Here is a 21,949-nt window from a genome sequence, read left to right on the forward strand (position 1 = left end):
TTCTGCCTGGGTATTAGCCGTACCCGGGCTTTTTTATGAATGAAGAATTCTATTCCCTCCAAATATACATCTTCCCTCCTGATCTTCCAAATCACTTCTTCCCTATCTTACCCAAATGTGTATCCTGGAAACCAGTCACAAATTTCAACCCGTATCCGAACACGCGGTCCATGGAAGAATGCGCAAACAAAACCAGCCCGATAAACACAAGCGGCTCTATCAAAAAGTAGGTTCCGATAATATACAGGATAATGGCCACACCTTTATGGTGAACGAAATTATACATATAAGCGCCCGTTCTGGCATTGGCCAGGTATCCCAGCATACTGATGTCCGGCAATAACAAACAACCCCAGAACCACCACCAGGATAAAGGGTATTGCTGTTCGTATAATAACAGGGCCAGCATGAACATGGCCACTTCTTCCAGTTTTAAAAGCTTTGTCATAATGCGAAGATCAAAAAAAATTCCCGGTAAGCAAGTTACCGGGAATTCAAATGCAGTATCTGAAAAGAAAGCTTAATAAAGCATCCTCGTTTTGATCGTATGGTTCACCTCCTTCAGTAAAGCAAATGCCTCCTGCGAAAGTTTTGAATCCACATCCAGTACAACGTACCCGATAGAATCATTTGTTTTGAGATACTGCCCCAGGATATTGATATTCCTGCTGGACAGTTCCCTGTTGATATCGGACAACACGCCCGGTACGTTTTTGTGGATATGCAGGATCCGGTGACTATTGTCCACCGCCGGCACACTCAGTGAAGGAATGGTATGAGAGCCAAAGCTCGCCCCTTTCTCCAGGAAGTTCAGCATCTTGCTGCTCACATCCAGTCCAATGTTATGCTGTGCTTCTTCCGTACTACCACCAATATGCGGGGTCAGGATCACGTTTGGCAGCAGTTGCAAAGGAGTGGCAAATGCAGCGCCGTTCTTTTCAGGCTCAACCGGGAACACGTCTACCGCCGCACCGGACAAATGACCGCTTTCCAGCGCTTCTTTCAGATCGTTCAGTTCCACTACTTCCCCACGGGCATAGTTCAGGAAGATAGCGCCCTTCTTCGCATATTGAAGGGTTTCTTTATTGATCATGTTCTCCGTGCTCTTGTTGGAAGGCACGTGAAGCGTAATAATATCTGCCTTGGAGAAGAGTTCTTTCAGGGAGCGTACCTGCTCTGCATTACCGATAGGCAATTTGGTCTCCACATCATAATAAAGCACTTTCATGCCCATGGCTTCCGCAAGTACGCTAACCTGGGTACCGATGCTGCCATAGCCAACAATAGCCATGGTTTTACCACGCAGCTCAAAGCTGCCGGTAGCTTCTTTCATCCAGATGCCTTTGTGGGCAGCCACATTTTTATCAGGTATACGGCGGATCAGCATTACGGATAAACCGATCACCAGCTCCGCAACCGAACGGGTATTCGAATAAGGCGCATTGAACACAGCTACACCATGCTCAGTGGCGGTTTTGAGGTCTACCTGGTTGGTACCGATACAAAAACAACCGATCCCCTGAAGCTTCTTTGCTGCAGCCAGAACATTGGCCGTGATCTGTGTTTTTGAACGGATACCCAGTAAATGGGCTTCTTTTACTTCTTTGATGAGTTCCTGTTCACTAAGGGCTCCGGACAGCTTCCGGGTGTTAATGTAACCGGCCTCTTTGAACTCCGCTACCGCGGCATCACTAATGTTTTCCAATAAAAGGATGTTGATCTTCTCTTTCGGATAACTTGTTAATTTTCTTTGGCTCATGGTGCTGGCTATAATTCTACGATGACACAAGAATGACAATCACAGGGGTGTTTGTCGCTAAAATTGTCACAAACCTAGCGGAGTTTGAGCAATAATCAAATACAACGGCTGGCAAATTCGTGATTGCTTAAAATTTATGCCCGATTGTTCCCCTTTTTTGAATAATTTCCACCCAAATGCCCCCTATCGGGCATGAAAATTGCTAAGTAATTGATTTTAAACTAATAGATCTGCAGCATTAAATGAATCGTGAAAAGGCAATCGTCGTTTTGGCCATATCCATAAGTTCCATCATATATACCGGATGTAATAGCAGCTCCGCCAACAGAAATAACGAAAAGAAAAAACCAGCAAAGACAACTTCCATCTACACCGTAGGGCTTACGGAAGAACAGGAACAGAAAATACTGAACAGCAGTAAAACCAGGCAGATCAGGCAGGAAGTAGCAGAGCTGATGCGTTTAAAGCTTTCTCCGGGATCCTTTAGCGGCGCTATATTAGTGGCAAGAAAAGGAGTGGTATTATATGAACATTACCAGGGATTGGAAAACCATGCTACAAAAGCACCGGTTACAGATAGTTCTTCCTTCCAGCTGGCCTCCGTTTCCAAAACCTTCACCGGCATGGCCATTCTCTCCCTGCTGGAAAAAGAGAAGTTAACGCTGGACGATCCTTTACAAAAATACTTTCCGGACTTTCCATACCTGGGCATCACCATCAGAATGCTCCTGAACCACCGCAGCGGCCTGCCAAATTACCTCTATTTCTGCGACAGCCTGGTGAAAGACAAATCTCACTTCCTCACCAACGATGAAGTGATCCGCCTGATGACCGAACACAAACCTCCTACCCAATATCCGCCGGACAGGCATTTTAACTATTGCAATACAAATTATTTACTCCTTGCTTCCATCATTGAAAAAGTAAGCCAGCAGAAGTATGCTGACTATCTCCAGCAAACCTTTTTCACACCGCTGGAAATGACCAATACTTTTGTTGCAGATCCTGCACAGGCCCCCCGCTCCCATCAGACGGTGAGCCACCTGTTCAACTGGCGCCTGGAACCGGATAACAGCTTTGATGGTGTTGTAGGTGATAAAGGTATTTACAGTAGCGTGCGCGATATGCTCAAGTGGGACCAGGCCATTTATTCCGGCAAACTATTCAAACCGGAAACATTGAAAGAAGCATTTACTCCCTATAGTAACGAAAGGCCCGGTATCCGTAATTATGGCCTCGGATGGCGCCTGTTCACTTATCCTGACAGTTCCAATAATATTGTTTATCACAATGGCTGGTGGCACGGCAATAATACTGTGTTCTACCGTTTTATAAAAGACTCTACCACACTGGTGATCCTTGGTAACCGTTATAACCGCGGTATTTACCAGGCCGTGAAACCACTGCGTAACATCCTCGGCCACGGGGATGGGGAAGAAGCCGGAGAAGAGTAATAAATTACAAACATCCGGATCCGGCGCCGGCTGCCAATAACATCCATCCGGAACTAACAATAATCCGCCGCCGGCTACACCACAAATAAAAAAACCGCCCTGCGATATATCTTATCCAAGCAGGGCGGAGCGCTATTTATGCGAACTAAAACCTGTGACTACTTTTGTGTAGCGGCGTCAGCAGCTTTCTTAGCATGATGCTTTTTAGCGTGATGCGCAGCTTTCTTTTCTTTCTTTACTTCTGACTTAGCCTGTTCTGTTTTTGCAGCTACTGGTTTAGCAGCTGGTTTTGTCTGTGCATTTGCAGCAGAGATGCCACCCAGGGTGATCATTGCGGCGGCCATCAGAAACATGATCTTTTTCATTTTTGTTTGATTTAATTGTTAAGAAAAAATATTTATAATAATGCTTTTTTACGCTTGTAGGCACTGTAGAAGATCAGCGGGAAGATCAGTAATGTCAGTACTGTTGCCGTGATCAACCCTCCTATCACTACAATCGCCAGCGGCTTCTGTGTTTCCGAACCGATGCCGGTAGATACGGCAGCAGGGATCAAACCAATAGCTGCCATCAGCGCTGTCATTACAACCGGTCTGATCCTTTCTTCCACTCCACTGCGGATCGCTTCATTCAATGGCATTTTCATCTGCAGGTTCTTATGAAATACAGAGATCAGGATCACACCATTCTGTATACAGATACCAAACAAAGCAATAAAACCCACACCTGCCGAGATCCCGAAGTTCATACCCGTTGCATGCAGCGCAAGGATCCCTCCTATCAGGGCAAACGGCACATTCATTAAGATCAGCCCCGCATCTTTCACACTGCCCATCATAATGAAGAGAACAATGAAAATGGCAATCAGGCTTACGGGTACCACCTGTGTTAAGCGGTTGGTGGCGCGTACCTGGTTTTCAAATTCTCCCGTCCAGCCGATGGAATACCCTTTGGGCAGCTTCACCGCTTTTTCCACCTTTGCCTGTGCTTCTGCAATAGTGCTACCCAGGTCCCGGTCACGAACAGAGAACTTCACCCCAATGAATCGCCTGGTATCATCCCTGTAAATAAAAGCAGGGCCTGTTACCGTTTCAATCGTTGCTATTTCTTTCAGCGGGATCTTGTTCCCGTTCATGGCCGGAACCACCAGGTTGCGCAGGTCGTCCTCATCCTTCCGGTAATTCTGATCATACCGGATCCGTACGTCAAACTTCTTCTCTCCTTCGTATAATTGCGTGGCTGTTTTACCACCAATGGCCATTTCTATTACAGCCTGTGCATCCGCTGTTTTCACACCGTACAATGCCATCTTCTGCTCGTCCAGGTGTACACTCATTTCAGGCTGCCCTATATTCCGCAGAATGCCCACATCCTTAATACCGTTCACATTTTCGATCTGGGCGATCACCTGGTTCGCTAACCGATCAAGCTCTTCCAGGTTCTCGCCATAGATCTTTACCGCATTGCTGGCATTGATGCCGGCTACGGCTTCCGCCACATTATCGATGATAGGTTGTGAATAGTTATATCCAACACCCTGGTATTGTTTGAGACGTTTGTCCATTTCTTCCACCAGCTGGTCCATTGTGATCTTACGATTCCATTCTTCTTTCGGCTTCAGGTTCACCTGGCACTGCACATAGTAGAACCCGGAAGGATCTGTACCATCGTTGGAACGGCCTGTTTGAGATAATACCCCGTTCACTTCCGGGAAGCTGCTCAGTTCTTTCCTGAATTGATGCACGAACTTTGTGGTTTCGTTGAGAGACATGCTCATCGGTAGTTTTGCTTCCACCCATAAAGCCCCTTCGTTCAGTTGCGGGAGGAATTCAGAGCCCAGAAACTTTGCAGAAGCAAAGCTCAGGCCCATGAACACCACCGCTATAAGCAGGCTTAGCCGTTTATGACCATACGTCCAGTTAAAACCTTTCATCACTATCCGGTGAAAGAAGCGCACTATCGGGTTATGTTTCTCTTTCACATTCTTCTTCAGCAGGATAGATGATAACACCGGTACCAGTGTGAGCGTGAATAATAAAGCGCCCAGCAGGGCAAACCCCAGTGTCCAGGCCAATGGTGAGAACATTTTACCTTCCACTTTCTGGAAAGAAAAAATAGGCAGCAGGGAAATTATGATGATCAGTTTAGAGAAAAACACCGCTTTACCCAGCTCGCCACCCGTCTTCTTAATCCATCCCATCTTGGCGAGCCGGTTAAAGCGTTCCATTCCAAATTGCCTGGCCTTATGGTCAAGCATCACAAAGATCCCTTCCACCATCACAACAGCTCCGTCTATTATAATACCGAAGTCAATTGCGCCCATAGACAGCAGGTTGGCGCTCATGCCCTTCAGTTTCAAACATATAAATGCAAATAAGAGGGACAGTGGTATGATCATCCCTACGATCACCGTGGTACGCCAGTCTGCCATAAAGAGGAATACGATCACCGTTACAAAAATGATCCCCTCCAGCAGATTGTGCATCACTGTTCTGGTGCAATAGCTCATCAGTGTATCCCTGTCGTAGAACGTAACCATTTTAACATCAGATGGCAATACCTTCTCATTGAGTTCATTCACTTTGGCCTTGATGCGGTTCAGTACCTCATGCGGGTTCTCCCCTTTACGCATCACCACAATCCCTTCCACAATATCATCCTGGTCATTCAGCCCGGCCTGCCCAACCCTTGGTGCGGAAGTTTCCCGTACATTGGCCACATTCTTTACCAGGATAGGCGTACCGTCTATATTCTGTATAATGATATTTTCAATGTCTTTGATATTATCCAGCAACCCGATCCCTCTTACCACATAGGCCTGTCCGTTCTTTTCAATCACATCACCGCCTACATTCACATTACTTTTCGAAGCCGCTTCATAGAGTTCCAGCGGGGTGATACTATACTTTGCCAGTTTGATGGGATCTGCCGTGATCTCATAGATCTTTTCCTGCCCACCAAAGGCCACTACATCCGCTACACCCGGCACCGCCCTCAACTGGCGGTCTATTACCCAATTCTGGTAGGTAAGCAGGCTGCGGGAATCCCGGTGTTCGCTTTTCAGCCAGTACCGGAATACTTCTCCTGTGGGTCCGTAAGGTGGCTGTACTTCCGGCTCCACGCTTTCCGGCAGGGATACATTCCGCAACATATTATTCACCTGTTGCCTTGCAAAGAAATCCTCCACATCATCATCAAAAATGATCTTGATCACAGAGAGGCCGAACATGGTAATGGAACGCACACTCGTTTTCTTCTGCACACCATTCATTGAGATCTCTATAGGTGTGGTAACAAAACGTTCTACTTCTTCCGCGCTCCTGCCATTCCATTCCGTTACAATAACAATCTGCGTATTGGTTACATCCGGAAAAGCTTCAATAGGTGTATTCAGAAAGGAAACCACACCACCAACAGTCAGCACCGCCAGCATGAAGAAGATGAAAAACTTATTCTTGAGCGAAAACCCTACAATATTTCGAATGAATTTGTTCATGCCATTAATCGTTCAATGCGTCATAGATCAATAACTGATTCTTTGAGATCACCTTTTCGCCTGTATTTAATCCCCTGGTGATATAGCTGATATCATTCAGGGACTTGTTCACTTTTACTTCCCGGGTATCTATATTGAACTTATCCCGGAACACCATCACAAAATTCTTCCCTTTATCAAAGATCACTGCGGAAGAAGGAATGGCCAGCATTTCACCGCCCTCCCTGTAACGCAGCAGTACGGTGGCAAACATCTCCGGTTTCAGCAACATGCCTTCATTATCCAGCCGGATACGTACCTGCATGGTTTTTGTTTCAGGATCCAGCACATTGTATACTTTATCTATCTGCCCGTGGAAAACCTTATCAGGATAACTGATAGTGCTTACTTCCGCCGGAATACCTTCTTTCACACGGGAAATGTCTGTTTCAAATACATTGGCCATGATCCACACATCATCCAGTTCGGAAATGGTGAACATATTCAGGTTATTATCCGAACGCATCTCCATACCGTTATTAATATTCTTCTCTATGATATAACCACTGATGGGTGCGGTAACGATAGAAGTAGAACCGTTTCCCTTGCGGTAGATCTGCAGCAGTTCATTCAGCCGGGAGATCTCTGCATCCGCTTTGTTCACTTCTCCCTGTGCATTCACCACATCCTTTTGTGTGGCCAGCTGGCTGGTATAGAGGTCTTGTGCCACTTTAAGCCCTTTCTCCGCCACTCCCCTGTCTGACCGGGCCTGCGCAAGCTGTTTATCATAGTCTGCAATTTCCCCGCTCTGGATCACGGCCAGCACCTGTCCTTTTTTCACATAATCGCCCAGTTGCACTTTAATGTCTTTAACATAACCACTTACTAGGGGGTATAACTTTAATACCTTTCCCATATCAGGAGTCACTTTACCGGAGAGGCGCAATTCACTTTCCACAGGTTTGAAAGCAGCGGTATCGATACGGATGCTGGCAAGCATGGTATCACTTAACACAAATGTGGCGGCCTCCGTATCTTCCGCATGGCTTTGTTTGCAGCTGGTATAACCTGCTGTAACAGCGATGAGAAGAAGTGCGTATAGTTTCATATCCTTCCGGTTATTGCGTAATATTAAAAAGTTCAGTGCCTGTTGCATAGTTCAGTTCTTCATAAGCCAGTACACGGTCTGTCAGGAACTTGTTCGTATGCTTTACATGATCGCTGTAGCTGTTGAAATAATCAATGAACTGCAGCAGGGAGATGTTTCCTTTGCGGAAATTCTGTGCTACTTCCGCTATGAGTTTATCATACTCCGTGTTAAAGCCTTTGATGTCCGGCCAGCCAGTTCCTTTTTCAAGGAACCGGATCTTTTGCAGGGCCGAGCTAACTTCAGCAGATATGGTAAATTGTTGTTGCTGTAATAAAACGTCCTGCGTTTTTACTTCGTAATCTGCGGATCTGATATTGCCCTGGTTACGATTCCACACCGGGAGGTCTATACCTAAGGTCATACCAATAAAATGCGGGGCATAGCTGCCATTGCGGTCGTACGTGGCACCCAGGTGCAGGTCTGGTACTGCCAGGGCTTTTTGCAGCCTGTAGTTCACTTTGGCCATTTGTAATTGATTGGTGGCCATCAGTAGATCAGGCCGGTTAGCCAATGCAGTATCCGTTAATATTTGCTGTGTATAACGCCTCAGGTTATACTGTGATAATACATCTCCGGATACTACCGGCGTCACCGGCTGATCACTGCCTAGTAACTGTTGCAGGTTAAGCGAGGCTGCCAGCTCCTGCTGGCGCAGATCAGTATAATCATTTGCAATGCCTACCTGCAAGGCCTGGAGACGGATCACATCTGCATGCGCCACACTTCCCTTTTCATCCGCCAAACGGTAGGCATCCAGTATCTTTTGCAGATTGGAAAGCTGCTCCTGTAATACCTTTTCAGTTTCCTGTAAAAAATAAAGCTGGTAATAATTACTGCGTAATTGCAAACGCAGCGTGCGCATTAATTCAGTAAAGGCAGCAGCAGAAGTGGCTGCGTTCCATTGTGCCAATTGTACCTGTTTGTTTCGCTTGCCTGCCAGGAGTATCAGTTGGTCTATACTTCCTTCCACCTGTCCGCCGCTGCCTAAATTAAATGGCTGTACTTTATCTGTAGTACCAAAGCCCAGTGTTGTAGAAAAAGAGGGATTGTTCCAGAGCCTTGCCTGTTGTACAAGCGCCTCATTCGCATTCACCTGGTAACGCTGGGCCAGTAGCTGATAGTTGTGTTGAAGGAAGCGGCCTTCCGCTTCCTGTAATGTGAGCGATTGCGCAAATCCTTTCGTTGTGAGCAAGATCAGTACACTTGTTATGATCCGGAGCTGTTTCATTGACACAAAGCTCCACAAGTGGAATTAAAGGGGCCTTTAAGGGAGATTAAAAAGAAATTAAAATCTTATAAATGGGGTAACTGCACGGTGAATACCGTTCCTTTAGCATCTTCAGACAACACAGTGATCTGCCCTTCATGCAGTTGCACGATCTTTTTGCAGATGGACAAACCTAAGCCATGCCCGCGTGTAGCCTGCGCATTACGGCCGCGGAAGAAGGGTTCAAATATCTTATCCTGCTCATCTGCTGCTATACCTATACCATTATCCTTCACACTGATCAGGATGTGCCGGCTGTTGAAATCAATGGTTACCCTGGCAGTATGATCTTCAGAGAACTTGCAGGCATTATCAAAGAGGTTGATGAAAAGCACTTTCAAAAGACTTTCATTTCCGTTACAGGTAACCAGTGTATCCTGTTCCGGTTCTTTCATGAACTGCATCTCCACTTTGCTGTTCTCTTTTCTTTTCAGGCGAACGAGGTCTGCCGTATCAATAAGCAGTTCATCGATGCGCACAGGTGTGAATATAAATTCGTGCCGGTTGAGTTCGGACTGTGCCAGCTGCAACAATCCATTCGTGAGTTCAGAGAGGCCTTCCGCATCTTCGAGCACGGAATTAAGTACGGCCTCGTACTCCTCTCCGCTCCTGCCTTTGGCCAGTGTTACCTGTAACTGGCTGATAATGGCAGCCAGCGGCGTACGCAATTCATGAGAGGCATTGCTAACAAAACTTTTCTGCAGATCAAAGGAGTGACTAAGCCGTTGCAGCATGGTATTAAAGTTGGCGCCCAGCTGCGCTATTTCATCTTTCCCTTTAATGGCCACCCGTGTATCCTGCAGGTTATTGGCATTGATACTGTCTGCCTGTTCCACCAACCGGTCAATAGGCTGCATCATCTTACGCGCAAAGAAATAACCAATACCTACCAGCAACACTACCGCCACTATCAATTCTATGAGGATGATCCGCTGGAGGTTCTGCAGGTTCTGAAAGCCATATTTATCAAAGGAAGAAACCAGTACCAGTACAGACACATTATCTTCCGTATAATAAACACCTACCGTTTCGCCCTCCTTATCTGTACGGATATACTGCCCGTGTTCTTTGATATAGTCCAGCAGGAATTTCTGGGTACGCACGGCGGTATCCTTCATGTTCGTATATAGGAGATCATATCTTTCGTTGTATACCAGGATGGTTTCGCGGTAGAGGTCCTGGAAGGTGGTTTTATCCAGTTTGCGCAGCAGGCCTATCTGTACCTGGTCGTTTTCAATGATCACACTGCCAATGGAACGTGCGCGGTATTCCAGCCTGTCCAGGTATTCCGCACGGCGGGATTGAGCAGAGAAATAATATGCCAGGGTGGCAAAGGCAATCAGCAGGAAGGCTGCGGATAATGTATAATAGAGGGCAATCTTATATTTGATCTTCATACATCAGTCCTCTTCTGATAAATAATATCCCATGCCCGTTTTGGTATGCAGTAATTTCTGCTCATGGTCTTTATCGATCTTTTTACGCAGGAAGTTCATGTATACTTCTATCACATTGGTGCCGGTATCAAAATCAATGTTCCATACCTTTTCCGCAATGGTTACTTTGGAGATCACTTTTCCTTTATGCAGGGCGAGTAATTCCAGTAGCTGGAACTCTTTTGCCGTGAGGGCGATCTTTTTCCCATTGCGGGATACTTCTTTGCGTTCCCGGTCTATTTCAAGATCTGCCACCACCAGTTTATGACGGTTAACGGGTGCCACTTCCGCCCCGGCGCGCTTGAGGAATACGCGTATCCTGGCCAGCAGTTCACGGAAGTCGAATGGTTTCACCAAGTAATCGTCTGCCCCCAGTTCAAAGGCCTGCATTTTATCGTCCATGCCGCCAAGGGCTGTAAGCATGATCACCGGTACTTTGTTGTTGCGGCGGCGGATCACCTCGCAGATCTCATACCCATTATGGTGAGGCAGGTTGAGGTCCAGGATCACCAGGTCGTAATCATGGCTGGCAGCAAGACTTTTCCCCATGCGGCCATCATAGGCCACTTCTACTTCAAAGCCATTTTCTTCCAATCCCATTTTTACGGCATTGGCCACTTTAACCTCATCTTCTACGATCAATATCCTTTGCATAGCAATGCTAATCTACTGCATGTTTGCGATTGGGCAATACATTTTCGCGGGTCCAGGTGATCTTGTACCGGAAGGGATGGCTCCGCACCGGGCATTCCGATAGCTGGCAATACTGGCAGAGGGCCGGTATGCAGGGATCCACATGTATAAAGAATTCCACTTCGTGGCCTTTCAGCTCCCGGTTCACCAGCTGCTCAAACGCTTTGATCTCTTCGTGTGCCTGGCTTAATTCCAGGTAATATGGTAGTGTAACGTGACAGTCTATATGATAATTATTCCCATACTGCTGTACGCGCATATTATGCACATCTATCCAGGTACGGTGCCGGTGCTGGTTCAGGATCTCAATCACTTTATCTATCACCTGCATATCCGTTTCGTCCATCAACCCGGAAATGGATTGCCGCATCAGCTGGTATCCTTTCCGAAGGATCAATACTCCCATCACAACAGATACAGCGGGGTCTATCCAGGTTTGCCCGGTAAAGCGGATAATGACCAGCGCAATGATCAATGCGCCGGAACTGTAAGCATCTGTTAAAATATGTTGTCCATTCCCGGAGAGGGTGATTGAATTTAATTGTTTGCCTGACCTTGCCAGGTATAGCCCCAATAATAAATTAACAACAGCCGTGATACTGATCACCCAGATGCCCTGGTCTATCTGCAGCAGTTCAGGTTTTATAATAAAATACTGTACCGCCTTAAAAAGGATCAGCACACCGGCAATACAGATCATGGCACCTTCAAAGCCGATGGAAAAGAATTCCACTTTCCCATGTCCGTAAGGGTGATTCGCGTCCTTTGGTTTGCCGGTGAGGTAAATACTATAACAGGCAAAACCTCCTGCTACCACATTAATGATAGATTCCAATGCATCAGACAGGATGGCTACGGAATGGGTAAGAAAGTAAGCTGCAAATTTCGCAAGGGTTAGCAGCAGGCTGATACCAAGCGAAAGCAGGATGATCCGTAGTTCTTTTCTTATCAAGTGAGGCAGTTTAGATTATTGCAAAGAAAATCCAAATTGTGTTAAAATGACACTTGCATTCCATTTTTAATCTGGTTAAATTTGTTTAAATTGGGTTCGTAGTTAACGTTAACGTCGGACCAGGAAGCTATCAAAATCTTAAATTTTCTAAGTCGAATTATAAACCAGCGGCAATTTCCATAAAGGATCAACAGCGGGATCCTTGGGATAATTCAGAATCAGCGGCACCTAATTTATAACCCCCAAATCCGTTCACCACAGGATGAACTAAATCAGGTATTATTATTCCGCCTAACACGGGATAATGTAGTATTTCTATTAAGGAACATGCAAATAAACTTTCATCCTATACGATTGTGAATGTAACCCATCTCTATTCGCTTTTATTTCTGAAATCTAAATCACATTATGATGCGATGTCTATTCTCATTCCTATTGCTTCTAGGAATCTCCAATGCTGTTTGGGCCCAGCAAATGTCTATCAGCGGCAGAGTAATTGCTGCAGAAGACAAAAGCCCGCTGCCCGGTGTAACTATCCGGGTACAGGGTTCTCCCACCGGTACCTCTACCAACACAAGTGGTAGTTTTATTATTAACGCTGCCCGCGGGCAGGTACTACAGTTCAGTTATATTGGTTACATCACCAAAAGGGTAACCATTAATGCCGACACGGACATCTTAGTAGAATTGGAAACCGATGCACAAAACCTGAAAGAGTTTGTGACCACAGCGTACGGTATCTCCAAGAATGCCCGCTCCCTGGGTTCTTCCGTACAAAAAGTAGACGGGGAAGATGTAGCTCAAACCCAACGGGAAAACTTCCTGAACGGCCTTGCAGGCCGGGTTGCGGGCGCCACAGTAACAGGCACTTCCGGTGCGCCGGGATCCTCTGCCCAACTGGTGCTGCGTGGTGCTACCTCTATCGGAGGTAATAACTCACCGCTCTATGTTGTGGACGGCGTGCCTTACGATAACCAGTCTGTTAACCAGGAAGCCCTGATCGGCGCTTCCAATCCTTCAGCAACTTCCTTTGCCAACAGGAACTCGGATTATGGTAACCGTGCCATGGACCTCAATCCGGAAGATATTGAAAGCATTACCATACTGAAAGGCCCTGAAGCTGCAGCCCTCTATGGTTCAGATGGTGCCTCCGGAGCTGTGCTCATCACTACCCGCAAAGGAAAAGCCGGAAAGTCTACCGTGAGTTACGATAACAACTTCCGCTTTGATAAAGTATACCGCTTCCCGAAAACACAACGGATCTACAGCCGCGGGTTGAATGGAGTGGCAGATGATAATGCCACCATTAATCCATTCTCATTCGGTTTGATGTCCGCCTATTTCGGCCCTAAATATGCAGATACCACTACCTTTTATGATAACTTCGGAAACTTCTTCAAAACCGGTTTCCAGCAAAGGCACAGCCTGAATTTTGATGGTGGTAATGAGAAATTCACCTTCCGCCTTTCAACCTCCTGGCTGGATCAGAAGGGAACAGTACCCAACTCCGCTTTTCAACGGGGCACCATCCGCCTCACAGGTACGGCAAAGATCAGCGAGAAGCTGAGTATGACGGGAACTTTCACATATGTGAACTCCACAACGGATAAAACCTCCAAAGGTGCAGGAAGTTACTTCCTCACCCTGCTCACCTTCCCTGCGGATGAAGATGCACGGATCTACCAGAACCCGGATGGCAGCCGCAAAACACTCCGGGGTGGCAGCTATACTTCTGAATTCGACAATCCTTTCTGGGATGTGAATAAGAATACAGCCCAGGATAAAACGGCCCGTGTGAACGGATCTATTGTGGCTAACCTGGACCTCACTAACTGGCTGACCTTAAATGGTACACTGGGCGTAGAGAACTATACCACTACCGGTTATTTCCTTACCCATCCGCAATCCCGCTACGGCTTTGCAACAAACGGGTTCCTTTCCCAAATGGATGTTGTTGCCAATAATATCAGCGGTATCGTAAGAGCTACCGCCCGTAAAACGTGGGGTAAGTTTGGTAATACGCTCACCGTGGGAACTGCCATGGAAGATAACAATACCAAAACCAACTCTTTTAAGGGAGAACGTTTCTACGAGCAGAATTTCATCTCCATCAATAATACAGATCCCTTATCCCGGGATATAAGATATACGGATAATACAGCACGGAAATTCCGTTTATTCGGTAACTACGAAGTGAGTTATAACGATATCCTTTACCTGTCCCTGGCAGGCAGCAGAGAGGGCCACTCCTACTTCATGAGCCGGGTGGTGGATAAGAACCCCTTCTTTAACTATGGTTCTGCCTCTTTAGCTTTTGTGTTCTCAGACCTTCAACCTTTGAAGGAACTTTCCTGGCTGAGTTATGGTAAGGCCCGCCTTTCATATGCTACCACAGGTAAAGCACCCTTTGCACCCTACGTGATAGATAACTCTATGACACCCCAGATCACTACCGGTGGCGGATTCGCCTACGGGGTGAACGGGAATAATTTTGGCCTGGAGCCGGAACTCACCAAAAACCTGGAAGTTGGTGGTGAATTCAAATTCCTGAAAAACCGTATAGGCGTAGATGTTGCCTACTACATCCTGCGGAGCAGCAAACAGATCCTTCGTGCGAGGTCCAGCTACGGCACCGGCTTTGTATTGAAATTCCTGAACGGCGGTGAAGTGGAGAACAAAGGTCTTGAAATACAACTAACCGGCTCTCCTGTAAGAAGCAAAAACTTCCAATGGGATGTGCTGGCGAACTTCGACCTGAACCGGGGAAAGATCCTGTCCATGCCCGCAGACCTGCCTTCTTACTATGATTCAGATACCTGGGTATTTGGCAACCTTCGTTCTCAATCCTATACCGGTGTAAATACGGGTAACCTTTCCGGTTATACCCTCCGCCGCAATAGTAAAGGCCAGTTGCTGATCAGCCCTACAACAGGGTTGCCGCTTTCAAACGGAGACTTTTCCGTAGTGGGAGACCGTACGCCTGATTTCAAAGTGGGCCTTGTGAATGACATCACTTACAAACAATTTAAACTAAGCTTTAACCTGGACTTCCGCAAAGGCGGTGACGTATTCAACGGTAACGAATATTATCTCTATCTCGCCGGTTTGAGTGAAAGAACGCTGGACAGGGAAAATACACTTGTGATAAGAGGCGTACTGCTGGATGGCCTGGAAGAAACCAGTAAACCAACACCCAATGCGGTAGCCATTACACCGTACTTCCGTTCCGATTACTGGGCAACAACAGTTGCTACCGAATCTGATTTTATTGAATCTGTAGACTGGATGCGTTTACGTGATATCACCCTGCAATATGTATTGCCTGCTTCTTTCCTGAAAAAGCAGCGCTTTGTGAAATCCGCTTCAGTCTATGTAACAGGAACAGATGTATTCATGATCACAAATTATACCGGTGCAGATCCGAATGTGAGCACCAATACTGCTGCCAGCAGAGGTTATGGTGGCGCAGGTATTGATTTTGGCTCTCTCGCCAATCCAAGGGGTATCAATTTTGGACTGAAAGCATCGTTCTAGTTTTAAAACATCAATTATGAAAAGATATATTTTCAATACGTTCATGCTGTTGTTTGCGGTAATGACCGTAATGACAGGATGTAAAAAATGGCTGGACGTAAACTATGATCCGGCTACGCCACAGGATCCTGATCCGGCATCTGTATTCCCTGCACAATTAGCTGGTCTTCCCCGCGGCAATCAATATGATGCGCGGTATGTAGGCCGTTATATACAAAACTGGGGAACTTCTCTTTCCTCCCGCACCGCAGATATTGTATGGGACAATATGGGTTACGCTACAGGCAGCGATGCCAATGGCGATATCTGGCGGCAGTGTTACTTTGGTTTAGGTAAGAACCTGGATTATATTATCGCTACCGGGCATACAAAAGGCCAATGGGATTATATAGGTGCAGCATATGCACTGAAAGCCTACATGTTCCAGATCACTACGGATCACCATGGTGAAATAATTTACACAGAAGCCTTCAAGGAAAACACGGCCATCTTCAAATTCGACAGTCAGGATACAGTATATGCAGGCGTCCGCTCACTTTGTGATTCTGCTCTCAAATACCTGGCACGTACGGATTTCCCCAACCCTGCGACCAACAGGCTGGTGCGTGGAGATTATGTCTACAATGGTGATAATGCAAAATGGACCAAGTTCGTATATGGCGTACTGGCACATAACTATAATCACCTGAGCAGGAAATCCACCCTTTATGATCCTGCCAAAGTGATTGAATATTGCGATAAGTCTATGACCACTATTGCAGACGACTTTTTGGTTCCTTTTGATGGTACAAAAAATGATGATACCAATTTCTTTGGCCCCTACAGGGATAACCTCACTTTTGTGCGCCAGGGAGCCTTCGTTGTAAGGTTGCTGGACGGGTTTGCACTTGCAGGCAGCCGTACTTTTGCCAACAGGGACCCAAGGATCAGGCATATGCTGTCCGCCTCCCAGGATACCACCAATGGGAATGGTGGCTATGTAGGTGTGGAACCTGGTATCGGAGACCCTAATGCTGCCTCTACTGTTCCTGCCAACATGCGCAAACGCGCTGCAGCACCATGGGGAGATAGCATTTATGCAAACCCCAGCGCGGCCGTTTTCACACCCAATTCCGGTAAATATCTCTTCAAGGATAAGGCGGTGATGCCTGTAATGACAGCTGCTGAGATCTACTTCATTAAAGCAGAGGCCGCTTTCCTGAGCAACAAACCGGATGTTGCGCTGGACGCTTATACAAAAGGGATCAATGCACATTTTGATTTCATTAACCGTACGTCAATACCACGCGGCGGCAGTGTTATATACAATGGATCACCCATCACTGCAAAGGAACGGGCCGATTACCTTGCAAGCCCTAACGTAGCTAAAACACAGGCTGCGCTTACTTTAACGGATATAATGCTGCAAAAATACATTGCACTGTTTGGCTGGGGTTTTAATGAAACATGGGTAGACCTGCGCAGGTATGAATACAACAGGATCTTCGATGCTAAAACACTACAACCTGTATACCGCAGCTTTGCTACACCGCAGACGCTGAACGGCCTCAATAACGGCCAGTTGGTACAAAGAGCCCGCCCGCGTTTCAATTCAGAGTATGTATGGAATCTGGATGAACTGAAAAGAATTCAGGCGGATGCATCAAACTATCATACCAAACCCATCTGGTTTGCAATACCCAACTAAAAACTGCAACATATGAAACTATCATATCTTATCATACTAATTGCGGGCGCAAGCATTGCGTTAACAGCCTGCAAAAAGAACACCTTCCATGTAACAGAAAGGGATATCATTACGAATACAGCACTCATCAAGATCGGGTACTTTTCACCCAGTACCAATAACCAGGGGATACAGCTGAAGATCAATGGCACCAGGGTAAGCAATAACTTTGTATATCCAATTGCATTCCCTGGCGGCGGGTTGAACACAGGTGGTTCCAATAACAGCGACTATGTAACAGTAAGGCCTGGTGAAACTACTATCACCTTATCTGTTCCTAAAGTTGGAACAGCAGAGGATTCTGTTCCCGTACTCACTTTTTCGCAGGCATTGGCGGCCAATAAGAAGTACACCTTCTTTACAACGGATTCTGTGCCGAATGTGAGTGGAGTGATTGTTGAAGATGATACGGCGCCTATAGACACCGGTGCGCGCATCAAACTGATCAACCTGATCCCGAATGCACCCTCGGTGGATTTTTATCATCGTGGTAAACTGCTCATGGCAAATGTGGAGTACAAAAAGGTGTCTGCATACGTTACCATTCCTAATGGCAATGATTCCTTCCACATCCGGAGGGCAGGTGCTCCCATTACGGAAACACCTTTGGGTAAACAGCTCATTAATACCTCCAAACAGCGGATCTATACATTCCTTGCCAGAGGATGGGTAGGTGGCAAGGGCATACTGGACCCAAGGATCTCAGCCATCTTTGTTCAATAATAATTTCCAGCGCCGGGCTTTTTGCCCGGCGTTGTTTTTTATATTTGTTACATGAACTTACGTAGTCAGATCCTCTCTGAAGGTTCAAAAGAAAATGCATTGAAGGTTGTTCATTGGATAGGGAATGATCCCGAACGGTTCCGCAGCCTCATGGATATTTTTCTGCATGATGAATACCGTGTGGTGCAACGTGCCTCCTGGGTTATGAGTATAGTGGCAGAAGAACAGCCGGCCTTAGTAAAGCCCCATTTAAAAGCAATGGTAGACAGGATGGGTGATGCGGATATACCTGTTGCGGTTAAACGAAATGTAGTACGTGTGCTGCAGTTTATACCCGTTCCCAAAAAGCTGCAGGGCCCTGTAATGGATTATTGCTTCCGCTTCCTGGAAGACCCGCAGGAAACCGTAGCCGTGAGAGTATTCTCCATGACCGTACTTGCCAACCTGGCGCAGCAATACCCTGAGATTAAGAATGAGATCATCCTGCTGATAGAAGATCAGCTGCGCGAAGGTGCGCTGCCTGCATTTAAAAGCAGGGGGAAGAAAACATTGAAGTTGTTGCAGGCAAAAAGCAAATCAAGCAACGAGTAGCGCCTCCGGCGGGGTTTTAAACACCGATGATAAAATAAAGCTCTCCATGCCTTCCGCAGGGTTTGTTCCTTAGAAAAACACCATCATAAAAAACATGCTTCGCCTCCGGCGGGGTTTGCACTTTAGAAAAACATCTTCGACAAAAATAAAACCCACGCTTCACACCCGGCCGGGTCTAAGCCATAGAAAACATTCTCCCCAAAAAGAAAACCACCTCCGCCTCCGGCGGAGCTCCAACATCTCCAAATAAAAAAAGCCCGAAGCATATGCTCCGGGCCTTCAGGAAATCTATTTCGAATAACACTTAAAACACTTAGTTTTCTCCCTGTTTGTCATCTGCTGCCGGTGGCGGCGTAGGAGGTGCAGGTGGCCTGTTGGCATACTTGATCTCAATCGGCCTTCTTACAGGTGCAGAGATCGGGCGGGAAGTTGGCGCAGCCGGTTGCGGTGGCTCAGGCGCTTCTTCTCTTGGCACGTATGGCTTCGGCTCCTTCTGTGGTTTCGGCTCTCTCGGCTCTTTCGGTTCTTTTGGCGTATTAGGCTTTTTCTTAGCACTCTTAGGCGCAAAAATAGCGATCATGCGTTTACCTTCCATCAATGGCATCCCTTCAAGGGCTCCCACTTCAGCAAGACGTTCAGCAAATTTCAACAGGATCAGCTCACCACGTTCTTTGAACATGATTGCCCGTCCTTTGAACTGTACATATGTTTTAACCTTATTGCCTTCCCGCAGGAATTTCTCGGCATGTTTGGCTTTGAAATCGAAATCGTGATCATCTGTATTCGGCGTAAAGCGAATTTCCTTCACCTCGCTCTTATGAGCATTCGCCTTCATTTCCTTTTCCTTCTTCTTCTTCTCGTAAAGGAATTTGTTATAATCGATGATGCGGCATACAGGAGGGACTGCATTGGGGGATATTTCTACCAGGTCCAGTTGCAGGTCTTCAGCCATGCGTAATGCATCATCCGTTCTATAAAGCCCTGGCTCCACGTTATCGCCAACCAGCCTGACCTCAGGTACACGGATCATTCTGTTTGTACGATGCTCCTGCTGTTGTTCTCTTCTGAAATTAGGGTTTCTGCCCCGGAAGTTTGGTCTTGGTCCTTGTTGCATTAAAATGTTGAATTGTTAGATAATAATGATGATAAACGCGGCATATTGAGTTTTATTCCTATAAAACAAATGATCATTCAAAAGGTTTGCGGTTTGTAACTTCATCCTGTATCAGGCTTACAAATTCTTCTACGGACATTGCGCCGAGATCTCCTTTGGCCTGCCTGCGTACAGCTACTTTGGCGTCTGATTCTTCTTTTTCTCCGAGCACCAGCATGTAAGGAACTTTCGCTACTTCCGCATCACGGATCTTTTTCCCGATCTTCTCGCTTCTATCATCAATTTCAGCGCGAATTTCCGCTTTTTTTAGCAATTCTGCTACTTTTTCTGTATAAGCCTGGTACTTGTCACTGATCGGCAGCAATTTCACCTGGGTGGGTGTAAGCCATAACGGGAATTTACCTGCACAATGTTCTATCAGCACCGCAATGAAGCGCTCCAGCGAACCAAACGGCGCGCGGTGGATCATTACAGGACGGTGGATCCTATTATCAGCGCCTACATATTCCAGTTCAAAACGCTCCGGCAGATTGTAATCCACCTGGATGGTACCCAGCTGCCATTTACGGCCCAGGGCATCTTTCACCATGAAGTCCAGTTTGGGGCCGTAAAATGCCGCCTCACCATATTCCACCACGGTTTTCAGCCCTTTTTCAGCAGCAGATTCTATGATCGCCTGCTCAGCCAGTTCCCAGTTCTCGTCTGATCCGATATATTTCGCACGGTCTTCTTTGTCTCTCAGCGAAATTTGTGCCGTATAATTTTCAAAGCCTAAACTTCCAAAAACATACAACACCAGGTCTATCACTTTGCAGAACTCTTCTTTCACCTGGTCCGGGCGGCAGAACAGGTGGGCATCGTCCTGTGTAAATCCGCGCACACGGGTGAGCCCGTGTAATTCTCCGTGCTGCTCGTAACGGTAAACAGTACCGAACTCCGCAAAACGCACCGGCAGGTCTTTGTAAGACTTGGGAGAAGTTTTATAGATCTCACAGTGATGCGGGCAGTTCATGGGTTTCAGCATGAACTCCTCACCTTCTTCCGGCGTATGAATAGCCTGGAAGCTGTCTTTCCCGTATTTCTCGTAGTGGCCTGAAGTGATGTACAGGTTCTTGTTCCCGATGTGGGGAGTAACAACCGGCAGGTAACCACTTTCTATCTGGGCTTTCTGCAGGAAGTTCTGCAGGCGCTCTCTCAGCATAGCACCTTTAGGCAGCCACAGCGGCAGGCCCAAACCTACTTTCTCAGAGAAGGCAAACAGTTCCAGTTCCTTACCCAGCTTGCGGTGGTCACGTTTCTTTGCTTCTTCGAGCAGGGCCAGGTACTCATCCAGTTCCTTTTGGGAAGGGAAAGTGATCCCGTAGATGCGGGTCAGCATCTTGTTGTTCTCATTCCCCAGCCAGTAAGCCCCGGCAATATTGGTGAGTTTTATCGCCTTGATAAAACCGGTGCTGGGAATGTGAGGGCCACGGCAGAGGTCCGTGAAATTGCCCTGGGTATAAAAAGTGATGGTACCGTCTTCCAGTTTCTGCAAGAGGTCCAGCTTATAAGGGTCGTTCTTTTCAGTAAAGTACTTGATAGCGTCTGCCTTGGAAACATCCTTGCGTACGTATACGCTGTTCAGTTTGGCCAGTTCAGCCATTTTGACTTCCAGCTTCCGCAGCTCTTCATCTGAGATCTGGCGGCCATCGAGATCCACATCGTAAAAGAAACCGCCGTTTTCAAGGGAAGGTCCATAACCGAACTTCACACCCGGGTACAGTGCCTCCAGCGCTTCTGCCATCAAATGCGCAGAAGAATGCCACATAGTAGCCTTACCGTCTGTATCCACCCACGTGAGCAGTTGTAATGTACCGTCTTGTGTAATGGGGCGGGAAGCATCTACCACCTGTCCGTTTACTTTTGCCGCTAAAACTTTGCGGGCTAGGCCTTCGCTGATGGATTTGGCAATGTCCAGTGCTGATACACCCTGTTCATACTGTCGTACTGCGCCATCCGGAAATGTAATGTTGATCATAAATCCTGTTCTCAAATAAAATGCATGCGAAATTACGAAATCCATTAGTAATTACGAA

The 21,949-nt window shown here is 46.8% G+C and carries 16 protein-coding genes; 5 read left to right on the forward strand and 11 right to left on the reverse strand.

Going from position 1 to position 21,949, the window contains the following annotated elements:
• Positions 1–91: 91 nt before the first annotated feature.
• Both AAHN97_RS10925 and serA read right to left on the reverse strand, forming a co-directional pair.
• Positions 92–448: a DUF4260 domain-containing protein gene (locus tag AAHN97_RS10925; protein WP_343307634.1), complete on the reverse strand. Its 357-nt coding sequence runs from the start codon at positions 446–448 to the stop codon at positions 92–94.
• A gap of 72 nt (positions 449–520) precedes the next feature.
• Complete coding sequence (gene serA, locus AAHN97_RS10930; RefSeq protein WP_343307635.1) at positions 521–1,759, reverse strand: phosphoglycerate dehydrogenase; 1,239 nt, start codon at positions 1,757–1,759, stop codon at positions 521–523.
• Between the two features lie 269 nt (positions 1,760–2,028).
• On the opposite strand from serA, the gene AAHN97_RS10935 reads away from it, so the two are divergent.
• Positions 2,029–3,213, forward strand: coding sequence for a serine hydrolase domain-containing protein (locus AAHN97_RS10935; protein WP_343307636.1), 1,185 nt, complete (start codon positions 2,029–2,031; stop codon positions 3,211–3,213).
• A 158-nt stretch (positions 3,214–3,371) separates the two neighbouring features.
• Here the strand turns inward: AAHN97_RS10935 and AAHN97_RS10940 are convergent, their stop codons facing one another.
• The 7 genes from AAHN97_RS10940 to AAHN97_RS10970 form a co-directional block, all read right to left on the reverse strand.
• Positions 3,372–3,578, reverse strand: a complete 207-nt coding sequence (locus AAHN97_RS10940; protein ID WP_343307637.1) for a hypothetical protein — start codon at positions 3,576–3,578, stop codon at positions 3,372–3,374.
• A 32-nt stretch (positions 3,579–3,610) separates the two neighbouring features.
• Positions 3,611–6,709, reverse strand: coding sequence for an efflux RND transporter permease subunit (locus AAHN97_RS10945; RefSeq protein ID WP_343307638.1), 3,099 nt, complete (start codon positions 6,707–6,709; stop codon positions 3,611–3,613).
• A 4-nt stretch (positions 6,710–6,713) separates the two neighbouring features.
• Positions 6,714–7,796, reverse strand: a complete 1,083-nt coding sequence (locus AAHN97_RS10950; RefSeq protein WP_343307639.1) for an efflux RND transporter periplasmic adaptor subunit — start codon at positions 7,794–7,796, stop codon at positions 6,714–6,716.
• A 10-nt stretch (positions 7,797–7,806) separates the two neighbouring features.
• Positions 7,807–9,066 (reverse strand): TolC family protein, encoded by a 1,260-nt coding sequence (locus tag AAHN97_RS10955; RefSeq protein WP_343307641.1) that lies wholly within the window; start codon positions 9,064–9,066, stop codon positions 7,807–7,809.
• 65 nt (positions 9,067–9,131) lie between these two features.
• Entirely contained in the window at positions 9,132–10,502 is a 1,371-nt protein-coding gene (locus tag AAHN97_RS10960) for a sensor histidine kinase (protein ID WP_343307642.1), read from the reverse strand.
• Positions 10,503–10,505: 3 nt separating this feature from the next.
• A complete protein-coding gene (locus AAHN97_RS10965) occupies positions 10,506–11,195 on the reverse strand; it encodes a response regulator transcription factor (protein WP_200798231.1) in 690 nt (229 codons plus the stop codon).
• Between the two features lie 7 nt (positions 11,196–11,202).
• Positions 11,203–12,186 carry a cation diffusion facilitator family transporter gene (locus tag AAHN97_RS10970; protein WP_343307643.1) on the reverse strand — a complete coding sequence of 328 codons (984 nt, stop codon included), beginning with the start codon at positions 12,184–12,186 and terminating at the stop codon, positions 11,203–11,205.
• Between the two features lie 435 nt (positions 12,187–12,621).
• Here AAHN97_RS10970 and AAHN97_RS10975 point away from each other — a divergent pair, with 435 nt between their 5' ends.
• The 4 genes from AAHN97_RS10975 to AAHN97_RS10990 are packed head-to-tail and all read left to right on the forward strand — an operon-like array spanning position 12,622 to position 18,760.
• Positions 12,622–15,720, forward strand: coding sequence for a SusC/RagA family TonB-linked outer membrane protein (locus AAHN97_RS10975; protein ID WP_343307644.1), 3,099 nt, complete (start codon positions 12,622–12,624; stop codon positions 15,718–15,720).
• A gap of 16 nt (positions 15,721–15,736) precedes the next feature.
• Positions 15,737–17,407: a SusD/RagB family nutrient-binding outer membrane lipoprotein gene (locus AAHN97_RS10980; protein ID WP_343307645.1), complete on the forward strand. Its 1,671-nt coding sequence runs from the start codon at positions 15,737–15,739 to the stop codon at positions 17,405–17,407.
• A 12-nt stretch (positions 17,408–17,419) separates the two neighbouring features.
• Positions 17,420–18,169 (forward strand): DUF4397 domain-containing protein, encoded by a 750-nt coding sequence (locus tag AAHN97_RS10985; RefSeq protein ID WP_343307646.1) that lies wholly within the window; start codon positions 17,420–17,422, stop codon positions 18,167–18,169.
• Positions 18,170–18,220: 51 nt separating this feature from the next.
• The gene (locus tag AAHN97_RS10990) at positions 18,221–18,760 is read left to right on the forward strand and encodes a hypothetical protein (protein ID WP_343307647.1); all 540 of its coding nucleotides are present in this window, start codon (positions 18,221–18,223) and stop codon (positions 18,758–18,760) included.
• A 313-nt stretch (positions 18,761–19,073) separates the two neighbouring features.
• Here the strand turns inward: AAHN97_RS10990 and infC are convergent, their stop codons facing one another.
• Together infC and thrS are read right to left on the reverse strand one after the other, a co-directional pair.
• Entirely contained in the window at positions 19,074–19,874 is an 801-nt protein-coding gene (gene infC, locus AAHN97_RS10995) for a translation initiation factor IF-3 (RefSeq protein WP_343307648.1), read from the reverse strand.
• A gap of 73 nt (positions 19,875–19,947) precedes the next feature.
• Entirely contained in the window at positions 19,948–21,891 is a 1,944-nt protein-coding gene (thrS, locus tag AAHN97_RS11000; RefSeq protein WP_343307649.1) for a threonine--tRNA ligase, read from the reverse strand.
• Positions 21,892–21,949 lie beyond the last annotated feature (58 nt).

Origin of the sequence: Chitinophaga niabensis, assembly GCF_039545795.1 — a bacterium.
Classification (GTDB): Bacteria; Bacteroidota; Bacteroidia; order Chitinophagales; family Chitinophagaceae; genus Chitinophaga; species Chitinophaga niabensis_B.